Source organism: Escherichia sp. MAL-1 (genome assembly GCF_052948035.1).
Map to the genome: position 1 here is coordinate 371,233 of NZ_CM129609.1, position 24,798 is coordinate 396,030.

Here is a 24,798-nt window from a genome sequence, read left to right on the forward strand (position 1 = left end):
TGAAGTGCCTCGCCGTTTCCACATCTCGCTGTTGCGCCTTATCTTCAAATTCCTGAAGATATAAATATTCAATTTACTGAAAATTTATTATGCGTCGAACGTTTATCAAAAAAGAAGGCGTCGTCATAACGACGCTGGCCCGTTATTTGTTGGGTGAAAAGTGCGGTAACCGATTGAAAACCATAGATGAGCTGGCAAATGAATGCCGTTCATCCGTTGGCCTGACGCAGGCCGCGTTGAAAACGCTGGAATCAAGCGGAGCGATACGGATTGAACGCCGTGGGCGCAATGGCAGTTATCTGGTCGAGATGGATAACAAAGCGCTGCTGAGTCATGTGGATATCAACAACGTGGTGTGCGCGATGCCCTTGCCCTATACCCGTTTGTACGAAGGCCTGGCGAGCGGATTGAAAGCCCAGTTTGATGGCATTCCTTTTTACTATGCGCATATGCGCGGCGCGGATATTCGCGTGGAGTGTCTGCTTAATGGCGTGTATGACATGGCGGTGGTTTCGCGACTAGCGGCGGAAAGTTATCTCACGCAAAAAGGCTTATGCCTCGCGCTGGAGTTGGGGCCGCACACCTACGTTGGCGAGCACCAGTTGATTTACCGTAAAGGCGAGTCCGCAAACGTGAAGCGCGTGGGGCTGGATAACCGTTCGGCGGATCAGAAAATCATGACCGATGTTTTTTTTGGCGGTAGTGATGTGGAACGAGTCGATCTCTCTTATCACGAGAGTTTACAACGCATTGTTAAAGGCGATGTCGATGCGGTGATCTGGAACGTGGTGGCGGAAAACGAACTGACCATGCTGGGATTAGAGGCGACGCCGCTCACAGACGATCCGCGATTTTTACAGGCCACCGAAGCCGTGGTCCTGACGCGAGTCGATGATTACCCAATGCAACAACTGCTGCGTGCCGTTGTAGATAAACACGCCCTGCTCGCCCATCAACAACGGGTAGTGAGTGGGGAACAGGAACCGAGTTATTAAACGAAAGGCATCTGATATGGAAACCAGACTCAACCTGCTTTGCGAGGCAGGCGTTATTGATAAGGACATCTGCAAAGGCATGATGCAGGTCGTCAACGTACTGGAAACAGAGTGCCATCTGCCGGTGCGCAGTGAGCAAGGAACGATGGCGATGACACATATGGCGAGTGCACTGATGCGCAGTCGCCGTGGTGAAGAAATTGAGCCACTGGATAACGAGTTGCTGGCAGAGCTGGCGCAATCCAGCCACTGGCAAGCCGTTGTGCAATTGCATCAGGTGTTGTTGAAGGAATTCGCACTGGAAGTTAACCCGTGTGAAGAAGGCTATTTGTTGGCCAACCTTTATGGATTATGGATGGCTGCTAACGAAGAGGTTTGAAGCTCCCGACAAATCCACGTCGCACAACCTAAATATTCAAAAAAATGAATATTTAATTCAAGGAACAGAAACGAGGCAACAAGATGTTTGTAGAAGCATTGAAACGCCAGAACCCGGCGCTGATTTCCGCCGCACTAAGCCTGTGGCAGCAGGGAAAGATCGCTCCGGACAGCTGGGTGATCGACGTGGATCAGGTACTGGAAAACGGTAAGCGACTGATTGAGACGGCGCGGCTTTACGGCATTGAACTGTATCTGATGACCAAGCAGTTTGGTCGTAATCCGTGGCTGGCGGAAAAATTGCTGGCATTAGGCTATAGCGGCATTGTGGCGGTGGATTACAAAGAGGCGCGAGTCATGCGCCGCGCTGGTTTGCCGGTGGCGCATCAGGGGCATCTGGTACAAATCCCTTGTCATCAGGTTGCTGACGCCGTTGAACAGGGCACCGACGTCATCACCGTGTTTACTCTCGACAAAGCGCGGGAAGTTTCTGCGGCAGCGGTGAAGGCCGGACGTGTGCAGTTTGTGCTGCTCAAAGTTTATAGCGACGATGATTTTCTTTATCCGGGGCAGGAGAGCGGTTTTGTACAGCATTCGCTGCACGAGGTGGTTGCTGAAATTAAGAAACTGCCGGGGCTGCATTTAGCCGGACTTACCCATTTCCCTTGCCTGCTTTGGGATGAGGCTGCCGGAAAAGTTTTGCCGACACCGAATCTTCACACGCTGATACAGGCACGGGATCAACTGGCGAAATCTGGTATTGCGATTGAGCAACTGAACGCACCTTCTGCGACCAGCTGCACTTCGCTGCCATTGCTGGCGCAATACGGTGTGACTCATGCCGAACCCGGTCATGCGCTGACGGGCACTATTCCGGCAAACCAGCAGGGCGATCAGCCTGAACGTATCGCGATGCTCTGGTTAAGTGAAATCTCCCATCATTTCCGTGGCGACAGCTACTGCTACGGCGGCGGTTACTATCGTCGTGGTCATGCGCAACATGCGTTGGTGTTTACGCCAGAAAATCAAAAGATTACTGAAACCAATCTCAAAACTGTGGATGACAGCAGTATCGACTACACCCTGCCGCTGGCAGGCGAGTTTCCGGTAAGCAGTGCAGTGGTGCTCTGTTTCCGCACGCAGATTTTTGTCACCCGTAGCGATGTGGTGCTGGTGTCCGGTATTCACCGTGGCGAACCGAAAATCGTTGGTCGTTATGACAGTCTCGGCAACCCTCTGGAGGCGTAAATGGCGCGATTTGTGGTGTTAGTGATCGATAGCTTTGGCGTAGGGGCAATGAAAGATGTCACGTTGGTGCGTCCGCAGGATGCCGGGGCGAATACCTGTGGTCACATCCTGAGCCAGTTGCCGCATTTGCAGCTACCAACGCTGGAGAAGCTGGGGCTAATCAACGCATTGGGTTATGCGCCAGGCGATATGCAACCGTCAGATTCCGCAACCTGGGGCGTGGCAGAGCTGCAACATGAAGGTGGCGATACCTTTATGGGGCATCAGGAAATTTTAGGCACGCGCCCGTTACCGCCGCTGCGGATGCCTTTTCGCGATGTGATTGACCGTGTTGAGCAGGCATTAGTTTCCGCTGGCTGGCAGGTGGAGCGCCGTGGCGATGATCTGCAATTTCTGTGGGTCAATCAGGCGGTTGCGATTGGCGATAATCTCGAGGCGGATTTAGGCCAGGTCTATAACATTACCGTCAATCTCTCTGTGATCTCTTTTGACGACGCAATCAAAATTGGTCGTATTGTGCGTGAGCAGGTACAGGTCGGTCGGGTCATTACATTTGGCGGCCTGTTAACCGACAGTCAACGCATTCTCGATGCCGCAGAAAGCAAAGAAGGGCGCTTTATTGGGATTAATGCGCCGCGTTCTGGCGCTTATGACAACGGTTTCCAGGTCGTGCATATGGGCTATGGCGTCGATGAAAAAGTGCAGGTGCCACAAAAACTGTATGAAGCAGGCGTGCCAACCGTGCTGGTGGGTAAGGTGGCAGATATCGTCAACAATCCTTATGGCGTGAGCTGGCAAAATCTGGTGGATAGCCAGCGGATTATGGATATCACCCTCAACGAATTTAACACCCATCCGACGGCGTTTATTTGCACCAACATTCAGGAAACCGACCTCGCTGGTCATGCAGAAGACGTCGCACGTTATGCCGAACGTTTGCAGGTCGTTGACCGTAACCTTGCCCGGCTTGTTGAGGCGATGCAGCCAGATGATTGCCTGGTCGTGATGGCGGATCACGGCAACGATCCGACCATTGGTCACAGCCACCATACCCGCGAAGTGGTGCCAGTGCTGGTTTATCAGCAAGGGATGATCGCTACGCAGCTCGGTGTGCGCACCACGCTTTCTGATGTGGGGGCTACCGTGTGTGAATTTTTCCGCGCGCCACCGCCACAAAATGGTCGCTCTTTTCTTTCCTCCCTCCGGTTTGCAGGAGACACCCTATGAGTTTTGATCCGACGGGTTACACCCTCGCCCATGAACATCTGCATATTGATCTTTCCGGCTTTAAAAACAACGTGGACTGCCGCCTTGATCAGTATGCGTTCATTTGCCAGGAGATGAACGACCTGATGACCCGGGGCGTGCGTAATGTGATTGAGATGACCAACCGTTACATGGGGCGCAATGCGCAATTTATGCTCGATGTAATGCGCGAGACGGGGATCAACGTGGTGGCCTGTACCGGTTATTACCAGGACGCGTTTTTCCCGGAACATGTGGCGACCCGCAGCGTGCAGGAACTGGCGCAGGAGATGGTCGATGAAATTGAGCAGGGTATCGATGGCACGGAGCTGAAAGCCGGGATCATCGCGGAGATCGGCTCCAGCGAAGGAAAGATTACGCCGCTGGAAGAGAAGGTATTTATTGCCGCCGCGCTGGCACATAACCAGACCGGACGCCCGATCTCCACGCATACGTCGTTCAGCACCATGGGGCTGGAACAACTGGCTTTGTTGCAAGCCCACGGAGTTGATCTTTCGCGCGTCACCGTTGGTCACTGCGATCTGAAAGACAACCTCGACAACATTTTGAAGATGATCGATCTCGGCGCGTACGTGCAGTTCGACACCATTGGTAAGAACAGTTACTACCCGGACGAAAAGCGCATTGCGATGCTCCACGCGTTACGTGACCGTGGGTTGCTGAACCGCGTCATGCTGTCGATGGATATTACGCGCCGCTCCCATTTAAAAGCCAACGGTGGTTATGGCTATGACTATTTATTGACCACCTTTATTCCGCAATTGCGCCAGTCAGGATTCAGTCAGGCCGATGTGGATGTGATGTTACGTGAAAATCCCTCTCAATTTTTCCAATAAGGACAGACTCATGAAAAAGATTGGCGTTGCAGGCTTACAGCGTGAGCAGATTAAAAATACCATTGAAGCGACGGCTCCTGGCTGTTTCGAAGTTTTCATTCACAACGACATGGAAGCGGCAATGAAAGTGAAATCCGGGCAACTGGATTACTACATCGGTGCGTGTAATACCGGTGCGGGCGCGGCATTGTCGATTGCCATCGCGGTGATTGGCTATAACAAAAGTTGCACCATTGCCAAACCAGGCATTAAAGCGAAAGACGAGCATATCGCCAAAATGATCGCTGAAGGAAAAGTGGCGTTTGGCCTTTCCGTTGAGCACGTCGAACACGCGATTCCGATGCTGATTAACCATCTGAAATAAAAGGCACGACTATGGATCTGTATATTCAGATTATCGTGGTGGCGTGCCTGACGGGTATGACATCGCTTCTGGCGCATCGCTCGGCGGCTGTTTTTCATGACGGCATCCGCCCGATCCTGCCGCAACTGATTGAAGGCTAAATGAACCGTCGCGAGGCGGGGAGTATCGCTTTTGGTCTGAGCATTGGTTTTGTGGCCTCGGTGGGGATCTCTTTTACCCTGAAAACCGGGCTGCTAAACGCATGGTTACTCTTTCTTCCTACCGATATCCTCGGCGTACTGGCGATAAACAGCCTGATGGCGTTTGGTCTTGGCGCTATCTGGGGCGTGTTGATCCTTACTTGCCTGTTGCCAGTAAACCAGCTGCTGACCGCGCTGCCGGTGGATGTATTAGGTAGCCTCGGGGAATTAAGCTCGCCGGTGGTTTCTGCTTTTGCACTCTTCCCGTTGGTGGCGATTTTCTACCAGTTTGGCTGGAAGCAAAGTCTGGTCGCCGCCGTGGTTGTTCTGATGACCCGTGTGGTAGTCGTGCGCTATTTCCCACATCTTAACCCTGAATCCATCGAAATCTTTATTGGCATGGTGATGCTGCTGGGAATCGCGATAACTCACGACCTGCGTCATCGTGATGAAAATGACATCGATGCCAGCGGGCTTTCGGTGTTTGAAGAGCGCACGTCGCGGATTATCAAAAACTTACCCTATATCGCCATCGTGGGAGCATTGATTGCCGCCGTTGCCAGTATGAAGATTTTCGCCGGCAGTGAAGTGTCGATCTTCACTCTGGAGAAAGCGTACTCCGCAGGCGTAACGCCGGAACAATCGCAAACGCTGATCAACCAGGCTGCTCTGGCGGAGTTTATGCGCGGACTGGGTTTTGTGCCGTTGATTGCCACCACCGCGTTAGCCACCGGCGTATATGCAGTTGCGGGCTTTACCTTTGTTTATGCGGTGGGCTATCTCTCGCCGAATCCGATGGTTGCAGCGGTATTAGGCGCAGTGGTTATTTCGGCGGAAGTCTTGCTGCTTCGTTCGATCGGCAAATGGCTGGGACGCTACCCGTCGGTGCGTAATGCGTCGGATAACATCCGTAACGCCATGAATATGCTGATGGAAGTGGCGCTGCTGGTCGGTTCGATTTTCGCAGCAATTAAGATGGCGGGTTATACCGGATTCTCTATCGCGGTTGCCATTTACTTCCTCAACGAATCCCTGGGCCGTCCGGTACAGAAAATGGCGGCACCGGTCGTGGCAGTAATGATCACCGGTATTCTGCTGAATGTTCTTTACTGGCTTGGCCTGTTCGTTCCGGCTTAAGGAAGGCACCTATGAAGACGTTTCCTCTGCAAAGCCTGACGATTATTGAGGCGCAGCAAAAGCAGTTTGCGCTGGTGGATAGCATTTGTCGCCATTTCCCCGGCAGCGAGTTTCTTACTGGCGGTGATTTAGGCTTAACGCCAGGACTGAATCAACCGCGCGTTACCCAGCGTGTGGAACAGGTGCTGGCTGATGCATTTCACGCACAGGCTGCGGCGCTGGTGCAGGGCGCGGGGACTGGCGCGATTCGCGCCGGGCTGGCGGCTTTGCTCAAACCGGGGCAGCGTCTTCTGGTGCATGACGCGCCTGTTTACCCGACGACACGGGTTATTATTGAGCAGATGGGGCTGACGCTTATTACTGTTGATTTCAATGACCTGTCGGCACTGAAGCAGGTCGTCGACGAGCAACAACCGGATGCGGCGCTGGTGCAGCATACGCGCCAGCAGCCGCAGGACAGCTACGTGCTGGCAGATGTGCTGGCAACGTTGCGCGCGGCAGGTGTTCCAGCGTTAACCGATGACAACTATGCGGTGATGAAGGTGGCGCGAATCGGCTGTGAATGCGGCGCGAATGTCTCGACATTTTCCTGCTTCAAGCTATTTGGGCCAGAGGGTGTTGGTGCAGTGGTCGGCGATGCTGATGTTATCAACCGTATTCGCGCCACGCTTTACTCCGGCGGTAGCCAGATCCAGGGCGCACAGGCGCTGGAAGTATTGCGTGGTCTGGTGTTTGCGCCAGTGATGCACGCGGTGCAGGCAGGGGTATCTGAACGGTTGCTGGCTTTGCTTAACGGTGGTGCGGTGCCGGAAGTGAAAAGCGCGGTGATTGCTAATGCGCAGTCGAAGGTGTTGATTATCGAGTTTCATCAGCCGATTGCCGCCAGAGTGCTGGAAGAGGCGCAAAAGCGCGGTGCCTTGCCCAGGGAAAGATCATCAGAAGTACACTTTTTGTACTAAATAATTCGCATTTTATGTTTAAAAATTGAGATATTCCTTATTACCTAAAGCTGTTTTTTATTGCTTATACATGATCAAATACTTCTTACATAATTAAGGAGAACAAAATGGAACTTAAAAAATTGATGGAACATATTTCTATTATCCCCGATTACAGACAAGCCTGGAAAGTGGAACATAAATTATCGGATATTCTACTGTTAACTATTTGTGCCGTTATTTCTGGTGCAGAGGGTTGGGAAGATATAGAGGATTTTGGGGAAACACATCTCGATTTTTTGAAGCAATATGGTGATTTTGAAAATGGTATTCCTGTTCACGATACCATTGCCAGAGTTGTATCCTGTATCAGTCCTGCAAAATTTCACGAGTGCTTTATTAACTGGATGCGTGACTGCCATTCTTCAGATGATAAAGACGTCATTGCAATTGATGGAAAAACGCTCCGGCACTCTTATGACAAGAGTCGCCGCAGGGGAGCGATTCATGTCATTAGTGCGTTCTCAACAATGCACAGTCTGGTCATCGGACAGATCAAGACGGATGAGAAATCTAATGAGATTACAGCTATCCCAGAACTTCTTAACATGCTGGATATTAAAGGAAAAATCATCACAACTGATGCGATGGGTTGCCAGAAAGATATTGCAGAGAAGATACAAAAACAGGGAGGTGATTATTTATTCGCGGTAAAAGGAAACCAGGGGCGGCTAAATAAAGCCTTTGAGGAAAAATTTCCGCTGAAAGAATTAAATAATCCAGAGCATGACAGTTACGCAATCAGTGAAAAGAGTCACGGCAGAGAAGAAATCCGTCTTCATATTGTTTGCGATGTCCCTGATGAACTTATTGATTTCACGTTTGAATGGAAAGGTCTGAAGAAATTATGCGTGGCAGTCTCCTTTCGGTCAATAATAGCAGAACAAAAGAAAGAGCCCGAAATGACGGTCAGATATTATATCAGTTCTGCTGATTTAACCGCAGAGAAGTTCGCCACAGCAATCCGAAACCACTGGCACGTGGAGAATAAGCTGCACTGGCGTCTGGACGTGGTAATGAATGAAGACGACTGCAAAATAAGAAGAGGAAACGCCGCAGAATTATTTTCAGGGATACGGCACATCGCTATTAATATTTTAACGAATGATAAGGTATTCAAGGCAGGGTTAAGACGTAAGATGCGAAAAGCAGCCATGGACAGAAACTATCTCGCGTCAGTCCTTGCGGGGAGCGGGCTTTCGTAATCTTGCCCTGGTGCCTTGCCTTACCCGGTGGGTGCAGAGTCGAAATATGAAATCCCGCCGCTCTTTTATCGCCTTTCCGGAACGTTTCGCCAGGCGAATCCACAATCAGAACATTGTGCGATTCGCATTAACCCGAATCGCAGCGGTGAAGAGACGGTGCTGCGGATTTTGCGTGAGAGTATTGCCAGTATTTAATGCTGGATAGCACCGTCAAGCTAAATTCCGTACTGAACGGTCCCCTCGCCCCTTTGGGGAGAGGGTTAGGGTGAGGGGAACGTACGGGATGTAAAATTCAACGCGCCAGCATCGCCGGATGCGATGCTGGCGCATCTTATCCGGCCTACGGTTAATGTCTTTTATTATCAATAGTTAAGGTGATGCGATTGGCGCGGCAGAAGAGTTCGGAGACGTGCACCGGTTTGTCATTCTGATCAAAGGCGATTTTGCTGATGCGAAACAACGGTTCGCCCAGTTCGCATTTCAGCCATTTTGCCTGTGGGCGGGTGGCGGCAAAGATATCGATGGTCTTTTTGTCGCTGACCACTCGCGTGTCAAAACGCTCCTGAAATAACTGATAGGTGGAGCTTCCTTCGACGTAAATCTCATCAAAGTCAGGATAACGCGACAGCGGGATCCATGAACTATCAATAAACAGCGGCTCTTTATCGAGATACATCACCCGGCAGAGATGGAACACTTCGCTGTTTCCGGGGATGTTCAGCTTTTCGCAAAACGGCGCGGCGCTGACCCGTTCCTGTTCGATCACTTTCTCTTTCGTCGCCTTGCCTTGTGAGACGCCAAAATCGGTAAAACCACTGACAGTAAGCAGGGCGTTTTCAACTTTCTGGCTTTGTACAAAGGTGCCTTTTCCCTGCCAGCGGATCAGTACGCCGTCTGCCACTAAGTCGCTGATGGCTTTGCGAATGGTAATGCGGCTGACGTTATATTGTGTACAAAGCTCGTTTTCGGTAGGGATCTGTTGCCCGGCCTGGTAAACCCCCTGCGCGATATCATCCAGCAGTCGCTGGCGGACGGTAGCGTAGAGGAGTTGATGAGAGTAGCGGTCCGTAGCTGACATAATCGACCCTGAAATAAAGAATGAATTACTCGGATTATAGGGTCGTTTTCCGGCAAGTAACAGCACGTTGGCGTGAAGATGCTCACGCCAACGTTATACCTACCAGGCACCGTGGTACTGAATGGTTTTCGCCGCGCACGCCGTTCCCTGCGCCATCGCCTGCGGTAATGTCATCCCCGCAGACCAGCCGCAAAGGAATCCGGCAATGAACGAATCTCCGGCACCCATGGTGTCGATAACCGTCACCGGTTCAGGAGCCTGACGCCAGAACTGCGCGCCATCCCAGGCAATGCTGCCGTTTTCACCCAGCGTGACAATCACTGTTCCTGCGCCACGGGCAACAATCGCTTTCATCTTCAGACGCAGCGTTTCGTCTTCTTGCGGTGCGGAGGCAAAGGCAAAATCGAGATGCGGCACCAGTGTCTGCCAGAGCGGGCTGTCCCACTTGTCGGAGAAGTCGAAAGCGGTAAGTTTGCCCGCAGCGTGCAGCTGTGGGAATGCGTCTTCCGCATGTCCCCAGATTGCCGCGTGCACAATGTCATACTGCGCCAGCCAGGCGTAATCCTCTTCACTCAGGGCAAAGTCGGCCATCGCGCCTTCGGTGTAGTCGCCAAAAACGCGATCATTGTCGTGCAGTTCCACCTGAGTTTGTGCGGTAACGCCGTGTTTCGTATGGACATGGCTGATATCGACGCCCATGCGGGCGAGATCCTGCTTCAGCTTTGTGCCGTAGTCATCGTCACCCACCCAGGTAATGCATCCCGGCTGTATGCCGTAGCGAGTGCAGTACACCGCCACATTGACCGCATTACCGCCAGAAAACGCTTTATTCAGTTGCGGGTAGATATCGACGCAGTTATCGCCGATTGTCGCCAGGGTTTTCATCTCTCATCCTCCGGCAGCAGCGCGCGAAAGCGTTCCAGCGCCTGGCGGGCATAGAGTCTGGGCTCGTTCATATACATCGTCACCAGCTCCACCGTACAGTAACCCTCATAGCCCCGCTCAATAATATCGCGCATCAGTTCCCGCAGCGGCATTTTGCCTTCTCCAGGAATGTAATGCGTGTCGCTGGCCCCGTCGCTGTCGACAATATGCAGATGACGTAATTTATCGCCCAGTTTGTCGAAATAACTCATCACCGGTTCCGCCTGGACATACGGCGCGCAAATGTCGACCATGCTGAACAGGCGCGGCGAAGGCACCAGCGCCAGCGCATGAAGCACATCATTAGCATTACACACGACGTTCGATTCATACGGCGTTAACGGTTCGAGGATTAGATCCATGCCGATGTTTTCCGCGTACTCACACAGTTCGCTTAGGTTCTCTGCCAGCCGTCCCCAGATAACATTAGGTGGCGTGAGATAGCCCGCGTGGGCCGCGGAAATCAGCGTATAACCCGCGTTCATCTCTTTTGCCATATCCATCGCCAGCTTGATCATGTCGAGGCTTTCGCGACGCATATGTTCATCGCCCAGCATCATGTTATACGGATAGCCGTTGGTTTCTGGCGTATAGCCGATAATCGGCATCTGATACGTCTGCGCCAGCGCCTTGATTTGTTTGATGCCGCCCGCTTTTAAGTCCGGCGCGAACGCGTGCGGGCGACCGCCCCAAATTTCGATGCCGTCGTAACCCAGCTCGCTTGCATCACGAAATGCGTGTTCAATAGGCAGCCGCTGGTGGCCGCAGGTAAACATACCTGTTTTCATCGGGTAACTCCTTGCGTAAATCCGGCCCGTTGCCGGGCCGGGAGAGGGATTAATATTCCACCAGACCACCGTAATAGCGGCGTTCATCCGGGTTGTGATCTTTGTAAATAGACAGGTAGTAGCAGAGCCACTCCATTGGCACGAACATCAGGAACGGTGCCAGCCACGGGTGCAGCCCTTGCGAAATTTCGGCGTAATCGATGACGATCACGTTGTCAGTACGCTGTTTAACAAAGTTAATGGCGCGTTCGGTGGTGTGGCGACTTTCATCATTGCCGAGCAGGAACAGGAACGGAACGCCCGGTTCGACAATCTCCAGCGGGCCATGGCGGAACTCTCCGCTCTCAATCACGCAGCCGTGCGTCCAGGTAAATTCCATCAGCGTTACAATGCCTTCTTTGTAACCCAGCGGACGCAGCGGACCCGCAGCAACGGTATAAATCATCGGCCACTGGCTGGCCAGTTCACCAAGCTGGCGGCCTTTTTCTTCCCAGGTGCGTACCAGATGACCGAGCGCATTCGGCAACTGCTTGAGATCGTTTTTGATCTTGCCGATTTCCGCGTTCGGCGCGAGGCGGGTGATCATCTCCAGCACCACGCTGTAGCAGAGCAGCAGGTGAATTTCCCAGATACAGTCGGCCTGATAATCAATGCTAAATTCCGCCGCCGAGGTAATCGGGCTGTCCGCGCGTTTGGTGAACGCCGCAGTGAGTGCGCCGCAGGCCCGGCCCAGCTCCAGCGCTTTGATTACCTCTTCCGTTTTACCGTAGTCAGAAACGCCAATCACCGCGCAACGATCGTCGAGGCGATACGGGGTGTTATCGCAGAACTCCCAGCCGGAAATGGCGTAGACCTGAAGATCGGAAAAGTGATCCGCCAGATGTTTCGCCGTTTGCGCCGCGTTGAGTGGCGAGCCGCAGGCAACGAAATAAATACGATCAATGTCGCGCTTCACCATCTCTTCCACGATGGCGTGCACCAGCGGAACGTCATGGCTGAGAACTTTTTCCACTTCCTGAACCATATTTTCGGTGACCAGAAAGTCCACGGTGCTTTTATCAATATCCAACATTTTATTTTCTCCAGATAACATTACGACAAAGCGTTGAGCTGGCGGCAGCGCTTCGCCCAGAAGGCGTAAGCAGGCAGACCAGTAGCAATAACGATGACGGCGCAGATAAGGCCGGGAATCGGTGCCCAGACAAAGGTTGAGGCGACCAGAATGAGGCTTGACGCAATGGCGAGGGTGGTCATCAGCCCGAAAGCCGGAGTACGCCACAGCGGTTTGTAATCGTCGCGTTTACGACACCAGATGATGGAGCCGAAGGTGAGGGTATTTTTGAAACACATCACCAGGGTGAAATAACCCAGCAGGCTGGTGAGATCGGAAACGAAGATGAAGAAGATCCCCAGCGCCCCTTGCAGGATGATGGAGACATCCGGCGTGTTGTATTTCGGATGCACATGGCCGAAGCATTTAAAGAACAGGTTGTCTTTCGCCATCGCGTATTCCAGCCGCGGCTGGTACATCACGCAGCTGGAAAGCGAACCAAGAATGACGATCATCGCCGTGATGGCAACAAAGATCCCAGCGGTGCTGCCGAGTGCGGGGATCCAGGTCAGTGCGTCGGAAATCGGCGTTTCAGAATTGGCGAGTTTGTCGAAGGGCATCAGGCCGGAAATCACCAGCGCCAGCAGGGTGTAGAGCACCAGAACCAGCAGACAGGAACCAATCAGCGCTCGTGGCATGGTTTTTCCGGGGTTTTTAATTTCGCCGGTCATATAACAGATAGAGGCCATGCCGGTATACGACCAACTGGTGGCAGAGATCCCCGCCAGCAGCGCCATAAAGCTGCCCGTTGCGCCAATCGCAGTGGTGGTAGGGGCGGCAAAATTCTCCGCTTTAAACCAGAAGATCCCAAGGCCAATGACGATAGTGAACGGGATAATTTTGGCGATGGTAATTAGCGTCTGAAATGCTGCGCCGCCTTCAACGGAGCGCAGGTGCAGCAGCATAAAGGCGATAATTAATCCGGCAGCGATAAATTTACCGAGCAGAGGATCGATAGGCGTTAAAAAGCCAAGATTGCTGACAATAGCCAGCGCCATAATCGACAGCGAAGGCGCATCGTTGGCCCAGAAGCTGGCCCAGCCGGAGAGGAACGCCAGTGGTCGGCTTCCGGCATTTTTCAGATAAACATAATCTGCGCCATTTTCCGGATAAGCGGTTGATAGCTCCGCATAGACGCACATTTGCGGGATCACAATTAACCCGCCAATGACAAACGCGAGCACCGTCAGCCACGGCGTGCCCGCCGCTTTTGCCACTTCACCCACAGATACAAAAATACCGGAGCCGACGGTTGTCCCGACGGCGATTGCAAGAACGGCCCAAAATCCGAGCTTGCGTTGGAGTTCCTGGCTTCCCATAGCGATACCTTTTTCTTGTCCAACACGTTGTAGGGGAGTGTTTGCAGTCATTTAAAAGGTAACATGACAATGCATGATGAATATAACAACATATGACGTTATGTAATGTGGAGGAAGATCACAAAATTTCGCACAGGATCGCGATGTGGCTAATGGCTGTAATTATCCAATTGAAATTAAAGTGAAAATATTTTTACGGACGGGGAGCAAGAAGGACATAGAAACAAATACGCCCTCGGAAAATCCAGAGGGCGTCGGGCAATTAAACCGGTGTTAGCCGATTTCTGTCAGAGACTTACTGTGCAGTAGGACCGCAACCGCCAATGATTTTAGAAATAGAAATTGCCGGGTGCAGCAGGTAGTCGTAAGAGCAGTTCTTATCACGGTTTTCAATATGACCAGTACATGCAGTTAACGTAGCCAGTACTGCACCTACCAGTGCAACTTTAATAAATTTGTTCATTTACATTCCCTATGTATTATATATTAATTAATATTCATTGATTATATGAATATAAGCAGACTGCTCGTTAAGAACGATACAGGAATATTTAATTGGCGTCAGTGAGCGAATGACTTAATTTTGTAAGTCGCTGTAACGGTGAATATAACCCATTAGCAGATAATATTTATTAAGGGGCTATGTTTTATTTGCTGAATATATAAAAAGAGTCATTAAGAAGGCCAGAATTCTCTGGCCCGGGTTAAATTAATGGTTGGAGAACCAGTTCAGTTTATCGCGCAGGCCAACAACCCGACCAATAATAATTAGCGATGGACTGTTCATTTGCTGAGCAAGTTCACCGAGTTGCGTGAGCGTACCGTCAATCACGCGCTGCGTGACTGCCGTTCCGTTTTCGACAATTGCCACCGGCATTTCGCCAGGCATACCGTGTTCAATCAGCTTTTGCTGAATAGTCGCGGCCTGATTCAACCCCATATAGAACACCAGCGTCTGTTTTTCTGCCGCCAGGTTTTCCCAGTCCAGCTCGCCACCGGTTTTTAAGTGTCCGGTAATTAAGCGTACGCTCTGGGCATAATCGCGATGCGTGAGTGGAATACCCGAATAGGCAGAGCAACCAGAAGCTGCGGTAATACCCGGAACCACCGAGAACGGAATACCCGCGTTGCACAGTGTTTCCAGCTCTTCGCCACCACGGCCAAAAATAAACGGATCGCCACCTTTCAGCCGCACCACGCGTTTGCCTTTTTGCGCTTCCCGCAGCAGGATCTGGTTAATCTCTTCCTGCGGTACACAGTGGTATCCCGCGCGTTTGCCGACGAAAACGCGATCAGCATCGCGGCGTACCAGATTCATAATATCGTCAGAAACCAGACGGTCGTAGACCACCACATCTGCCTGCTGAATTTGTTGCAGTCCTTTCAGCGTCAGCAGCCCGGCATCGCCCGGACCTGCACCAACCAGCACCACTTCACCGCGATGGTCAAGCGGTTCGTTGATTAACTGTTCGGTGGTTTCAGTAATGGCTTTCTGATCGTTGTTTGCCAGCGACTGCGCCAGGCGATCGTTAACGAACAATTTCTCCCAGAAACGGCGACGCTCACCCATCGTGGCGAACTGTTGTTTCACTCGCCCGCGTAATTGCCCGGCGTATTTCGCTACCTGGCCCAGATGCAACGGCAGCAGTGATTCGAGTTTTTCGCGCAACAGGCGTGCCAGAACCGGAGAGGTGCCGCCAGAGGAGACCGCGACCATGAGCGGTGAGCGGTCAATAATCGACGGCATAATAAAGCTGGCGGCTTTCGGCGCATCGACTACGTTACAGAAGATGCGACGAGCTTCAGCGGCTTCGCTGACGCGCTGGTTAAGCGCGTCATCATCCGTCGCTGCAATCGCCAGCCAGCAGGTGTCGAGAAGGCTTTCATCAAATGGCCCTTCGACGAGGGTTAACATGCCTGCATCTGCCCATGCGGTGAACTGTGGAATAAACGCTAATGCATTCACCGTTAAGCGAGCGCCTGCGTCTAACAGCAACCTTGCTTTGCGTTCCGCGACATCACCACCGCCGACAATCAGACAGTCGCGATCGCGTAATTGGCAAAATATAGGCAAATGATCCACGTAAAAACCCCTTAGTAATTAACCGGCAGCCGTTTCAGTTTGATTAAATTTGTCCGCAACCGGACGATTCGCTTTCGGCGTAGCATACCAATAACCCAATCCCATGAATACGGCACCTGATAAAGTATTACCCAGCGTCACCCACAGCAGGTTATGACCAATACCCGCCAGCGTGTAGGCTTCGCTGTGGTTGCCGAACCAGGAGAGCGCGAACAGCGTCATGTTAGCGATAGAGTGCTCGTAGCCGGACGCGATAAATGCCAGCAGACACCACCAGATAGCGATAAATTTCGCCGCCCCTTCAGTGCGCAGCGCCATCCAGATTGCCAGGCAAACCAGCCAGTTACACAATGCACCTTTGAAGAAGAGTACCATTGCCGGTGCAGTGGTTTTAGCCAGCGCGACGGAGTGAACGATGCTGGTATCTACCGGCAGCAGGCTACCGCCGCCCCAGCTATAGAGCATGGCAACGAAGACGGAACCGACCAGGTTACCCAGCCAGGTTTGCGGCAGGATTGCCCACATTTGCCCGTGGCTGATGCTGCCCGCTTTTACCCCAAAGGTGAGGAACATGGTGTGTCCGGTGAACAGTTCAGAACCGGCGATAATCACCAGCGTTAAGGCGATACCAAAGGTCGCGCCCATCACCAGCGGACGTACGGACGGGTCGAGCAAATTACCGAGCGTGAAAATCAAGATGATCCCAAGACCCACATACGCGCCCGCCATGGCGGAGCTGACCCAAAAGCCGAGCGGGTTATTTGCCGACAGGCGTGCAATGCGCGCAGCGTTAGCCGCACACTTATTAATAGTGTCTGTAAACATTTGATTATCCTTTAAAAAATAAAAACAAAAAAATAAAACAAAAAGTTTAAAAAATGTCCTGCAATATACCGAAGGTCATTACAGGACCATGCAAAAAGGGGAGGCATTGCGCCTCCCGTTAAAACATTAACCGCGCAGCTGCACCACGCCGTCTTTCACTCGTGCTTCGTAATGTTTGACGGAAAACTGTTCGTCTTCCATGCACAAGCCATCACTTAAGCGAAAACGCTGTTTTTTCAGCGGGCTGGCGATCCACAGCTCGCCCTGGTGTTCCGCAATCAGCCCGCGTGACAGCACGCTGGACTCGAAGAACGGGTCGATGTTGCTGATCGCAAACACCTGGTCGCTGTGATACGGGCGGAAAATCGCTACCTGCTCGTCACCTAACAGCGCGCAGACGCCGGTTTCAGGCAGGATGTCATCGATTTTGCAGATGTCTTTCCACTGGCTCATGCGTTGTCCTCCACCAGAGTTACCGGGATACGTTCATACGGCGTTGCCGGACGGTGCTGTTCGCGCTCTGGCACCATCTGCACGTTCGGGTCACGCTTGTCGCTGTTGATGAAGTGTTTGAAGCGAGTCTGCGCGGACGGTGTATTGACCGTTTCAGTCCACTCACACACTACCGCTTCACGCAGGCGCGCCATCTCTTCTTCCAGATGTGCGTTCAGCCCCAGTTTGTCGTCAATGATCACCGCTTTCAGGTAATCGATGCCGCCTTCGAGGTTTTCTAACCACGGTGCGGTACGCGTCAGTTTGTCGGCAGTACGGATGTAGAACATCATGAAGCGGTCGAGATATTTGATCAGCGTTTCGCGATCGATATCCGCCGCCAGCAGATCCGCATGACGCGGTTTCATGCCGCCGTTGCCACAAACGTACAGGTTCCAGCCTTTTTCGGTGGCGATAATACCCACGTCTTTACCCTGAGCTTCTGAACATTCACGGGTACAGCCGGAGACACCGAACTTCATTTTGTGCGGCGTACGGATGCCTTTGTAGCGGTTTTCCAGTTCCACGCCGAGGCCCACGCTGTCGCCCACGCCGTAGCGGCACCAGGTGCTACCCACGCAGGTTTTCGCCATACGCAGTGCTTTCGCATAGGCATGACCGGTTTCGAAACCGGCTTCAATCAGCTGACGCCAGATTTCCGGCAGATCGTCTTTCTGTGCGCCAAACATCGCCAGGCGCTGGGAGCCGGTGATTTTGGTGTAGAGATTAAATTCACGCGCGATACGACCCACTGCCATCAGCCCTTCCGGGGTGATTTCACCGCCCGGAGAACGCGGGATCACCGAGTAGGTGCCGTCTTTCTGGATGTTAGCGAGGAAGTTGTCGTTAGAATCCTGCAGCGGAGTATGTTCCGGCTTCAGAATGTATTCGTTCCAGCAGGAGGCCAGCAGCGAACCGACGGTTGGTTTACAAACTTCACAACCGTAGCCTTTGCCGTGTTTCGCCAGCAGTTCTTCGAAGGTTTTAATGCCTTCAACGCGGATCAAATGGAACAGTTCCTGACGCGAATAAGCAAAGTGTTCGCACAGGTTGTTGTTAACTTCGATGCCCTGTTTCGCCAGTTCCGCGTTCAGTACCTGAGTGACCAGCGGGATACAGCCACCGCAGCCAGTACCCGCTTTGGTTTCAGCTTTCAGCGCCGCAACTGTGTGGCAGCCTTTGTTGATGGCAGCAATCAGATCACCTTTGGTGACGTCGAAGCAGGAGCAGATTTGCGCGCTGTCCGGCAGTTTATCAACACCGATAGACGGCTTACCGCTACCCGAGTGCGCCGGCAGAATCAGAGAATCCGGGTTTTCCGGCAGCTCGATAGCATTCAGCACCAGTTGCAGCAGGTTGCCGTAGTCGCTGGTATCGCCCACCAGTACCGCACCGAGCAGGGTTTTGTTGTCTTCGCTGACAATCAGGCGTTTGTAGATCTCTTTGCTTTCGTCGAGGTAAACGTAGCTACGTGCGCCAGGCGTGCGACCGTGCGCATCACCAATACCGCCTACGTCTACGCCCAGCAGTTTCAGCTTGGCGCTAAGGTCAGCACCTTCAAAGGCGTTTTCGCTACCGAGAATATGGTCAACGGCGACCTGCGCCATTTTGTAGCCTGGTGCTACCAGACCAAATACACGGTTGTTCCAGCTTGCGCATTCACCGATGGCGTAGATATCCGGATCGGAAGTCTGGCAGGAATCATTAATGACAATACCCCCACGCGGAGCAACGTCCAGACCACACTGGGTTGCCAGCTTATCGCGCGGACGGATACCGGTAGAGAAGACGATAAAGTCGACTTCCAGTTCGCTGCCGTCGGCAAAACGCATGGTTTTACGCGCTTCGACACCTTCCTGCACAATCTCAAGGGTGTTTTTGCTGGTGTGAACGCGCACGCCCATACTTTCGATTTTGCGACGCAGCTGCTCGCCACCCATCTGATCAAGCTGTTCCGCCATCAGCATAGGGGCAAATTCGATAACGTGGGTTTCAATACCTAAGTTTTTCAGCGCGCCAGCGGCTTCCAGACCTAACAGGCCGCCACCAACAACGGCACCGCGTTTGCTGCGACGGGCGCAGGATTCAATGGCGTTGAGGTCTTCAATGGTGCGATAGACAAAGCAGTCCTGAGTATCAGAACCTTTGATTGGTGGGATCCACGGGTAGGAACCGGTTGCCATGATCAGCTTGTCATAAAAAACGGTACGTCCGGCGCTGGAGTGAATCACCTTCTCCTGACGGTTGATGGTGATAGCGCGTTCGCCGACCAGAACTTTGATGCCGTGTTTCTCGTAGAAGCCTTCGCGCACCAGCGACAGCTCTTCGGCGGTGTGGTGAGAGAAGTAAGACGAGAGGTGTACGCGGTCATAAGCGATGCGCGGTTCTTCACAGAAAACGGTAATATCAAAGTTGGCCGCATCAGATTTATCAAGAAGATCTTCGATAAAGCGATGGCCGACCATACCGTTACCGATAATTGCGAGTCTGACTTTGCTCATTTTTGCCTCGATTTCTTTTCTATTACCGCCTACCTTAACGATTCAGCAACCCCGCTTATTGATGTAAATCAAATTCACCTTTATATACTCCTTAAGGGGTATATTGCTGATTTGTATAAATTTTCTTAAGTCACGGAATTGTCTGATATTTCATGTTTGTGCAAAAAATAGACAAAATGAACGGGTTTATAGAAATAGATGCACGTAGCGGGGGAAGAGAGGAAAAGGCCGGACGACGATAGTGCCGTCCGGCATTAGCAATTAATGAGAGGTCAGGGTGTTATGCTGACGGTGACGGCTGACGAAACCTAACAGGAAGCACATCACAAAGACGACAGCGTACAGACCGTTTGCTGTAAGCAGTGCCGCCTGCGGACCGCTATGTTCAACAATCGGGCCGGTAACCACAAAGGTCAACATAGTACCGATGGTTCCGCAGGTCAGGACAAAGTTAACCAGTTTTGGCGACGGTACTTTGGTCTGCTGTGAACCCAGGGTGATGATGGTGGTATAGATCGCGCTGGAGAAGAAGCCCAGAGCGAGAATTGACCACGCCATATGTGCTGGTGTTCCGGTGTTAAAGACGTACATCAGAATCGCAGCCAGACCAGCCAGTACGGTCAGAATGCGTTGCAAATCAAAGAAGCGAAGAATAAAGCTGAACGCCCACATGCCGACCATGTATGACATCCAGAAGTTACTCACCAGCGTGCCCGCGTCGTTCAGGCTCATGCCCAGGCCTTTGGCATACTCAGGCACCCAGGAGATAAAACCTAACTGACCGAGGATGTAGCACAGCGCCGCAACAGAGAGAAACAGTACGCCGATCCCCCACTTTTCTTTCTCTACCGGAGCATCCGTTTTTGGCGCATGTTTGCCCAGTGCCGGGAACTCACAGCCGAAGGTCAGAATAAAAATAGCGACATACACCAGCCCGATGCAGGCATAAACCCAGTACCACTCAATGCTGCGCGCCAGTAGAAACGCGGCGATCATTGGGAAAATCATCCCAGCCATACTGAAGAAGGAGTCAGTAAATAACAGGCGGGAACCGCGCTGACGCCCTTCATACATTTGTGTTATCAGGAATGTACCAATCGACATAGTAATGCCGCTGACCACCCCGAGAATGAACATCGCCGTCGAGAACAGCGCCAGGCTGTGGCTGAACATCAAACCGGCAACCGCCAGCACCATCAGGAGAAAGCCAAAACGTAACTGCGTTTTCAACGGGACGATTTCCATCAGCCAGGCGTTGAGGAAGATAGAGATTAAAATGCCGGCGTTGAGGAAGGTGAAGGTGTTACTCATACTGGAAACAGGCAGATTGAAATAATCGGCGATATTTCCCATCACCATCCCGGTGACAATAACCAACGCACCAGTCAGTGCGTAGGAGAGAAAGCTAATCCATGTGAGCTTGATGCGATTGCTGTTAGTCATGATTGGCCTGCGTTCAAAAATAAAATGGCATAGCGGGATATGCCGCGAGCGGGCGATTTTAGGTGATTTTGTGATCTGTTTAAATGTTTTATTGCAATCGGTTGCTAAATTGCATTTTAAGAGGTGATTTTGATCACGGAATAAAAAGTGATCGTCAGGTTACATATATTTCAGATACGTAAAATTAGGTAAAGGGATGGCCTTGTTCTTGAAGGCTATTTAGAATCTCTTCACTTGCTTTTTTTCTGCTCTGTTTGTTAAGGAAATCTCATGTTCAAATCGACCCTGGCGGCGATGGCTGCTGTTTTCGCTCTTTCTGCTCTTTCTCCCGCAGCAATGGCAGCGAAAGGGGACCCGCACGTATTGTTGACAACCTCAGCTGGTAACATCGAACTGGAGCTGGATAAACAAAAAGCGCCAGTGTCTGTGCAAAACTTTGTCGATTATGTGAACAGCGGTTTTTATAACAACACTACCTTTCACCGCGTCATTCCTGGCTTTATGATTCAGGGCGGCGGTTTCACCGAGCAGATGCAGCAGAAAAAACCAAACCCGCCAATCAAAAATGAAGCCGATAACGGCCTGCGCAACACGCGTGGCACCATCGCGATGGCGCGTACCGCTGACAAAGACAGCGCCACCAGCCAGTTCTTTATCAACGTTGCCGATAACGCCTTCCTTGACCATGGTCAGCGTGATTTCGGTTACGCGGTATTTGGTAAAGTGGTGAAAGGCATGGACGTTGCCGATAAGATTTCCCAGGTGCCGACTCATGACGTTGGTCCGTACCAGAATGTGCCGTCAAAACCGGTAGTTATCCTTTCCGCTAAAGTCCTGCCGTAATGATTTTTCGCGCGGGCAATCTTGCCCGCGCTTCTGCTCTCCCGGCGTAACCCGGATTTGCCGCTTATACTTGTGGCAAATGGACACGTTCAGGGAGGCATCAAGTGAAGAAACTCACCGATAAGCAAAAGTCCCGTCTCTGGGAGCTTCAGCGTAATCGTAATTTCCAGGCCAGTCGCCGTCTTGAAGGCGTCGAGATGCCTTTAGTCACTCTTACTGCCGCAGAGGCTTTAGCGCGCCTTGAAGAGCTGAGGAGGCACTATGAGCGATAAATTCGGCGAAGGGCGCGATCCGTATCTTTATCCTGGCCTTGATATCATGCGTAACCGGCTGAACATCCACCAGCAGCAGCGGCTGGAACAGGCCGCTTACGAAATGACGGCGCTGCGTGCTGCGACCATTGAGCTTGGTCCGCTGGTGCGCGGTTTACCGCATTTGCGCACTATCCATCGCCAGCTGTATCAGGATATTTTCGACTGGGCGGGGCAACTGCGTGAAGTTGATATTTATCAGGGCGATACGCCGTTCTGCCACTTTGCTTATATCGAAAAAGAGGGCAATGCCCTGATGCAGGATCTGGAGGAAGAAGGTTATCTGGTTGGCCTGGAGAAAGCGAAGTTCGTCGAGCGGCTGGCGCATTACTATTGTGAAATCAACGTGCTGCATCCCTTCCGTGTGGGAAGCGGACTGGCACAGCGGATCTTCTTCGAGCAACTGGCGATTCATGCCGGATATCAACTGAGCTGGCAGGGTATCGAAAAAGAAGCCTGGAATCAGGCAAATCAGAGTGGGGCAATGGGGGATCTCACCGCGCTGCAGATGATATTTAGCAAAGTGGTAAGCGAAGCCGGGGAATCTGAGTAAAATAGCGTGGTTCTTTCGTACCGGAGCCGCCATGATCCTGCTTATAGATAACTACGATTCTTTTACCTGGAACCTCTACCAGTACTTTTGTGAACTGGGGGCGGATGTGCTGGTTAAGCGCAACGATGCGTTGACGCTGGCGGATATCGACGCCCTTAAACCACAAAAAATTGTCATCTCACCTGGCCCCTGTACGCCAGATGAAGCCGGGATCTCCCTTGACGTTATTCGCCACTATGCCGGGCGCTTGCCGATTCTTGGCGTCTGCCTCGGTCATCAGGCAATGGCGCAGGCATTTGGCGGTAAAGTTGTGCGCGCCGCAAAGGTCATGCACGGCAAAACCTCGCCGATTACACATAACGGTGAGGGCGTATTTCGGGGGCTGGCAAATCCACTTACCGTGACACGCTACCATTCGCTGGTGGTGGAACCTGACTCATTACCAGCGTGCTTTGACGTGACGGCCTGGAGCGAAACCCGCGAGATTATGGGGATTCGCCATCGCCAGTGGGATCTGGAAGGTGTGCAGTTCCATCCAGAAAGTATTCTTAGCGAACAAGGACATCAACTGCTGGCTAATTTCCTGCATCGCTGATTTCTGATTGCCATTTAGTGATTTTTTATGCATATTTTGTGGTTATAATTTCACATTTGTTTATGCGTAACAGGGTGATCATGAGATGGCAATTGAACAAACAGCAATTACACGCGCGACTTTCGATGAAGTGATCCTGCCGATTTATGCTCCGGCAGAGTTTATTCCGGTAAAAGGTCAGGGCAGCCGAATCTGGGATCAGCAAGGCAAGGAGTATGTCGATTTCGCGGGTGGCATTGCAGTTACGGCGTTGGGCCATTGCCATCCTGCGCTGGTGAACGCGTTAAAAACCCAGGGCGAAACTCTGTGGCATATCAGTAACGTTTTCACCAATGAACCGGCGCTGCGTCTTGGGCGTAAACTGATTGAGGCAACGTTTGCCGAACGCGTGGTGTTTATGAACTCCGGCACGGAAGCTAACGAAACCGCCTTTAAACTGGCACGCCATTACGCCTGTGTGCGTCATAGCCCGTTCAAAACCAAAATTATTGCCTTCCATAACGCTTTTCATGGTCGCTCGCTGTTTACCGTTTCGGTGGGTGGGCAGCCAAAATATTCCGACGGCTTTGGGCCGAAACCGGCAGACATCATCCACGTTCCCTTTAACGATCTCCATGCAGTGAAAGCGGTGATGGATGATCACACCTGTGCGGTGGTGGTTGAGCCGATCCAGGGCGAGGGCGGTGTGACGGCAGCGACGCCAGAGTTTTTGCAGGGCTTGCGCGAGCTGTGCGATCAACATCAGGCATTATTGGTGTTTGATGAAGTGCAGTGCGGGATGGGGCGGACCGGCGATTTGTTTGCTTACATGCACTACGGCGTTACGCCGGATATTCTGACCTCTGCGAAAGCGTTAGGCGGCGGCTTCCCGATTAGCGCCATGCTGACCACGGCGGAAATTGCTTCTGCGTTTCATCCTGGTTCTCACGGTTCCACCTACGGCGGTAATCCTCTGGCCTGTGCAGTAGCGGGGGCGGCGTTTGATATCATCAATACCCCTGAAGTGCTGGAAGGCATTCAGGCGAAACGCCAGCGTTTTGTTGACCATCTGCAGAAGATCGATCAGCAGTACGATGTATTTAGCGATATTCGCGGTATGGGGCTGTTGATTGGCGCAGAGCTGAAACCACAGTACAAAGGTCGGGCGCGTGATTTCCTGTATGCGGGCGCAGAGGCTGGCGTAATGGTGCTGAATGCCGGACCGGATGTGATGCGTTTTGCACCGTCGCTGGTGGTGGAAGATGCGGATATCGATGAAGGGATGCAACGTTTCGCCCACGCGGTGGCGAAGGTGGTTGGGGCGTAAATACGAAGCATCAGGCAAAA

24 protein-coding genes and 2 pseudogenes are annotated in these 24,798 nt (G+C 52.1%); 15 read left to right on the forward strand and 11 right to left on the reverse strand.

The window, feature by feature from the left end; all coding sequences use genetic code 11:
• The first annotated feature begins 89 nt into the window (after window positions 1-89).
• From yhfZ to ACU8XX_RS01745, 10 genes and pseudogenes are all read left to right on the forward strand, one after another.
• Window positions 90-995 carry a GntR family transcriptional regulator YhfZ gene (yhfZ, locus tag ACU8XX_RS01700; protein WP_001254787.1) on the forward strand — a complete coding sequence of 302 codons (906 nt, stop codon included), beginning with the start codon at window positions 90-92 and terminating at the stop codon, window positions 993-995.
• A gap of 16 nt (window positions 996-1,011) precedes the next feature.
• Window positions 1,012-1,374: a PRD domain protein gene (locus tag ACU8XX_RS01705; protein WP_001295165.1), complete on the forward strand. Its 363-nt coding sequence runs from the start codon at window positions 1,012-1,014 to the stop codon at window positions 1,372-1,374.
• Window positions 1,375-1,457: 83 nt separating this feature from the next.
• On the forward strand, window positions 1,458-2,621 hold the full coding sequence (locus tag ACU8XX_RS01710; RefSeq protein ID WP_001686823.1) for a YhfX family PLP-dependent enzyme: 1,164 nt from the start codon (window positions 1,458-1,460) through the stop codon (window positions 2,619-2,621).
• Entirely contained in the window at window positions 2,622-3,848 is a 1,227-nt protein-coding gene (locus ACU8XX_RS01715; protein ID WP_000090615.1) for a phosphopentomutase, read from the forward strand.
• Window positions 3,845-4,723, forward strand: coding sequence for a phosphotriesterase-related protein (locus ACU8XX_RS01720; RefSeq protein WP_000007005.1), 879 nt, complete (start codon window positions 3,845-3,847; stop codon window positions 4,721-4,723). Before ACU8XX_RS01715 ends, ACU8XX_RS01720 begins: the two co-directional genes overlap by 4 nt.
• A 10-nt stretch (window positions 4,724-4,733) precedes the next feature.
• Window positions 4,734-5,087, forward strand: coding sequence for a DUF2620 domain-containing protein (locus ACU8XX_RS01725; RefSeq protein ID WP_001295164.1), 354 nt, complete (start codon window positions 4,734-4,736; stop codon window positions 5,085-5,087).
• A gap of 11 nt (window positions 5,088-5,098) precedes the next feature.
• Window positions 5,099-6,403: pseudogene (locus ACU8XX_RS01730) on the forward strand (YhfT family protein).
• Between the two features lie 11 nt (window positions 6,404-6,414).
• On the forward strand, window positions 6,415-7,362 hold the full coding sequence (locus ACU8XX_RS01735; protein WP_112033966.1) for an aminotransferase class I/II-fold pyridoxal phosphate-dependent enzyme: 948 nt from the start codon (window positions 6,415-6,417) through the stop codon (window positions 7,360-7,362).
• Window positions 7,363-7,469: 107 nt separating this feature from the next.
• Window positions 7,470-8,606: an ISAs1-like element ISEc1 family transposase gene (locus tag ACU8XX_RS01740; protein WP_000420795.1), complete on the forward strand. Its 1,137-nt coding sequence runs from the start codon at window positions 7,470-7,472 to the stop codon at window positions 8,604-8,606.
• Between the two features lie 9 nt (window positions 8,607-8,615).
• Window positions 8,616-8,801, forward strand: a pseudogene (locus ACU8XX_RS01745) (hypothetical protein); the annotation flags it as partial.
• 151 nt (window positions 8,802-8,952) lie between these two features.
• Here ACU8XX_RS01745 and frlR read toward each other — a convergent pair.
• The 11 genes from frlR to tsgA all read right to left on the reverse strand — a co-directional run bounded on the left by frlR (window position 8,953) and on the right by tsgA (window position 21,170).
• Complete coding sequence (gene frlR / locus ACU8XX_RS01750) at window positions 8,953-9,684, reverse strand: DNA-binding transcriptional regulator FrlR (RefSeq protein ID WP_001276847.1); 732 nt, start codon at window positions 9,682-9,684, stop codon at window positions 8,953-8,955.
• Between the two features lie 99 nt (window positions 9,685-9,783).
• Window positions 9,784-10,569 carry a fructoselysine 6-kinase gene (gene frlD, locus ACU8XX_RS01755; protein ID WP_001401221.1) on the reverse strand — a complete coding sequence of 262 codons (786 nt, stop codon included), beginning with the start codon at window positions 10,567-10,569 and terminating at the stop codon, window positions 9,784-9,786.
• The gene (frlC, locus tag ACU8XX_RS01760) at window positions 10,566-11,396 is read right to left on the reverse strand and encodes a fructoselysine 3-epimerase (protein WP_000847837.1); all 831 of its coding nucleotides are present in this window, start codon (window positions 11,394-11,396) and stop codon (window positions 10,566-10,568) included. Before frlC ends, frlD begins: the two co-directional genes overlap by 4 nt.
• A 49-nt stretch (window positions 11,397-11,445) precedes the next feature.
• Window positions 11,446-12,468 carry a fructoselysine 6-phosphate deglycase gene (frlB, locus tag ACU8XX_RS01765; RefSeq protein ID WP_016241666.1) on the reverse strand — a complete coding sequence of 341 codons (1,023 nt, stop codon included), beginning with the start codon at window positions 12,466-12,468 and terminating at the stop codon, window positions 11,446-11,448.
• Window positions 12,469-12,488: 20 nt separating this feature from the next.
• Window positions 12,489-13,826: a fructoselysine/psicoselysine transporter gene (frlA, locus tag ACU8XX_RS01770; protein WP_000535504.1), complete on the reverse strand. Its 1,338-nt coding sequence runs from the start codon at window positions 13,824-13,826 to the stop codon at window positions 12,489-12,491.
• A 295-nt stretch (window positions 13,827-14,121) separates the two neighbouring features.
• Window positions 14,122-14,289: a YhfL family protein gene (locus tag ACU8XX_RS01775; protein ID WP_001031834.1), complete on the reverse strand. Its 168-nt coding sequence runs from the start codon at window positions 14,287-14,289 to the stop codon at window positions 14,122-14,124.
• Window positions 14,290-14,535: 246 nt separating this feature from the next.
• Window positions 14,536-15,909, reverse strand: coding sequence for a siroheme synthase CysG (cysG, locus tag ACU8XX_RS01780; RefSeq protein ID WP_000349855.1), 1,374 nt, complete (start codon window positions 15,907-15,909; stop codon window positions 14,536-14,538).
• Between the two features lie 18 nt (window positions 15,910-15,927).
• Window positions 15,928-16,734, reverse strand: a complete 807-nt coding sequence (gene nirC, locus ACU8XX_RS01785) for a nitrite transporter NirC (protein ID WP_000493556.1) — start codon at window positions 16,732-16,734, stop codon at window positions 15,928-15,930.
• A 126-nt stretch (window positions 16,735-16,860) separates the two neighbouring features.
• Window positions 16,861-17,187, reverse strand: a complete 327-nt coding sequence (gene nirD / locus ACU8XX_RS01790) for a nitrite reductase small subunit NirD (protein WP_032207223.1) — start codon at window positions 17,185-17,187, stop codon at window positions 16,861-16,863.
• Window positions 17,184-19,727 (reverse strand): NADPH-nitrite reductase large subunit, encoded by a 2,544-nt coding sequence (nirB, locus tag ACU8XX_RS01795; RefSeq protein WP_000049213.1) that lies wholly within the window; start codon window positions 19,725-19,727, stop codon window positions 17,184-17,186. The genes nirD and nirB overlap by 4 nt, the downstream gene beginning before the upstream one ends.
• A 261-nt stretch (window positions 19,728-19,988) precedes the next feature.
• The gene (tsgA, locus tag ACU8XX_RS01800) at window positions 19,989-21,170 is read right to left on the reverse strand and encodes an MFS transporter TsgA (RefSeq protein WP_000185258.1); all 1,182 of its coding nucleotides are present in this window, start codon (window positions 21,168-21,170) and stop codon (window positions 19,989-19,991) included.
• 270 nt (window positions 21,171-21,440) lie between these two features.
• Between tsgA and ppiA the strand changes: the two genes are divergently transcribed.
• From ppiA to argD, 5 genes are all read left to right on the forward strand, one after another.
• Window positions 21,441-22,013, forward strand: a complete 573-nt coding sequence (ppiA, locus tag ACU8XX_RS01805; RefSeq protein WP_000477225.1) for a peptidylprolyl isomerase A — start codon at window positions 21,441-21,443, stop codon at window positions 22,011-22,013.
• A 104-nt stretch (window positions 22,014-22,117) separates the two neighbouring features.
• Complete coding sequence (locus ACU8XX_RS01810) at window positions 22,118-22,285, forward strand: YhfG family protein (protein WP_000736860.1); 168 nt, start codon at window positions 22,118-22,120, stop codon at window positions 22,283-22,285.
• Window positions 22,275-22,877: a putative adenosine monophosphate-protein transferase Fic gene (locus tag ACU8XX_RS01815; protein WP_001280624.1), complete on the forward strand. Its 603-nt coding sequence runs from the start codon at window positions 22,275-22,277 to the stop codon at window positions 22,875-22,877. The genes ACU8XX_RS01810 and ACU8XX_RS01815 overlap by 11 nt, the downstream gene beginning before the upstream one ends.
• A 31-nt stretch (window positions 22,878-22,908) precedes the next feature.
• Window positions 22,909-23,472, forward strand: coding sequence for an aminodeoxychorismate synthase component 2 (gene pabA, locus ACU8XX_RS01820; protein ID WP_000601847.1), 564 nt, complete (start codon window positions 22,909-22,911; stop codon window positions 23,470-23,472).
• Window positions 23,473-23,557: 85 nt separating this feature from the next.
• On the forward strand, window positions 23,558-24,778 hold the full coding sequence (gene argD, locus ACU8XX_RS01825; RefSeq protein WP_000963792.1) for a bifunctional acetylornithine/succinyldiaminopimelate transaminase: 1,221 nt from the start codon (window positions 23,558-23,560) through the stop codon (window positions 24,776-24,778).
• Window positions 24,779-24,798 lie beyond the last annotated feature (20 nt).

Bases quoted from the DNA above. Each gene is read 5' to 3' on its own strand.
- yhfZ (WP_001254787.1), top strand. From the start codon at position 90: ATGCGTCGAACGTTTATCAAAAAAGAAGGCGTCGTCATAACGACGCTG.
- ACU8XX_RS01705 (WP_001295165.1), top strand. From the start codon at position 1,012: ATGGAAACCAGACTCAACCTGCTTTGCGAGGCAGGCGTTATTGATAAG.
- ACU8XX_RS01710 (WP_001686823.1), top strand. From the start codon at position 1,458: ATGTTTGTAGAAGCATTGAAACGCCAGAACCCGGCGCTGATTTCCGCC.
- ACU8XX_RS01715 (WP_000090615.1), top strand. From the start codon at position 2,622: ATGGCGCGATTTGTGGTGTTAGTGATCGATAGCTTTGGCGTAGGGGCA.
- ACU8XX_RS01720 (WP_000007005.1), top strand. From the start codon at position 3,845: ATGAGTTTTGATCCGACGGGTTACACCCTCGCCCATGAACATCTGCAT.
- ACU8XX_RS01725 (WP_001295164.1), top strand. From the start codon at position 4,734: ATGAAAAAGATTGGCGTTGCAGGCTTACAGCGTGAGCAGATTAAAAAT.
- ACU8XX_RS01735 (WP_112033966.1), top strand. From the start codon at position 6,415: ATGAAGACGTTTCCTCTGCAAAGCCTGACGATTATTGAGGCGCAGCAA.
- ACU8XX_RS01740 (WP_000420795.1), top strand. From the start codon at position 7,470: ATGGAACTTAAAAAATTGATGGAACATATTTCTATTATCCCCGATTAC.
- frlR (WP_001276847.1), bottom strand. From the start codon at position 9,684: ATGTCAGCTACGGACCGCTACTCTCATCAACTCCTCTACGCTACCGTC.
- frlD (WP_001401221.1), bottom strand. From the start codon at position 10,569: ATGAAAACCCTGGCGACAATCGGCGATAACTGCGTCGATATCTACCCG.
- frlC (WP_000847837.1), bottom strand. From the start codon at position 11,396: ATGAAAACAGGTATGTTTACCTGCGGCCACCAGCGGCTGCCTATTGAA.
- frlB (WP_016241666.1), bottom strand. From the start codon at position 12,468: ATGTTGGATATTGATAAAAGCACCGTGGACTTTCTGGTCACCGAAAAT.
- frlA (WP_000535504.1), bottom strand. From the start codon at position 13,826: ATGGGAAGCCAGGAACTCCAACGCAAGCTCGGATTTTGGGCCGTTCTT.
- ACU8XX_RS01775 (WP_001031834.1), bottom strand. From the start codon at position 14,289: ATGAACAAATTTATTAAAGTTGCACTGGTAGGTGCAGTACTGGCTACG.
- nirC (WP_000493556.1), bottom strand. From the start codon at position 16,734: ATGTTTACAGACACTATTAATAAGTGTGCGGCTAACGCTGCGCGCATT.
- nirD (WP_032207223.1), bottom strand. From the start codon at position 17,187: ATGAGCCAGTGGAAAGACATCTGCAAAATCGATGACATCCTGCCTGAA.
- nirB (WP_000049213.1), bottom strand. From the start codon at position 19,727: ATGAGCAAAGTCAGACTCGCAATTATCGGTAACGGTATGGTCGGCCAT.
- tsgA (WP_000185258.1), bottom strand. From the start codon at position 21,170: ATGACTAACAGCAATCGCATCAAGCTCACATGGATTAGCTTTCTCTCC.
- ppiA (WP_000477225.1), top strand. From the start codon at position 21,441: ATGTTCAAATCGACCCTGGCGGCGATGGCTGCTGTTTTCGCTCTTTCT.
- ACU8XX_RS01815 (WP_001280624.1), top strand. From the start codon at position 22,275: ATGAGCGATAAATTCGGCGAAGGGCGCGATCCGTATCTTTATCCTGGC.
- pabA (WP_000601847.1), top strand. From the start codon at position 22,909: ATGATCCTGCTTATAGATAACTACGATTCTTTTACCTGGAACCTCTAC.
- argD (WP_000963792.1), top strand. From the start codon at position 23,558: ATGGCAATTGAACAAACAGCAATTACACGCGCGACTTTCGATGAAGTG.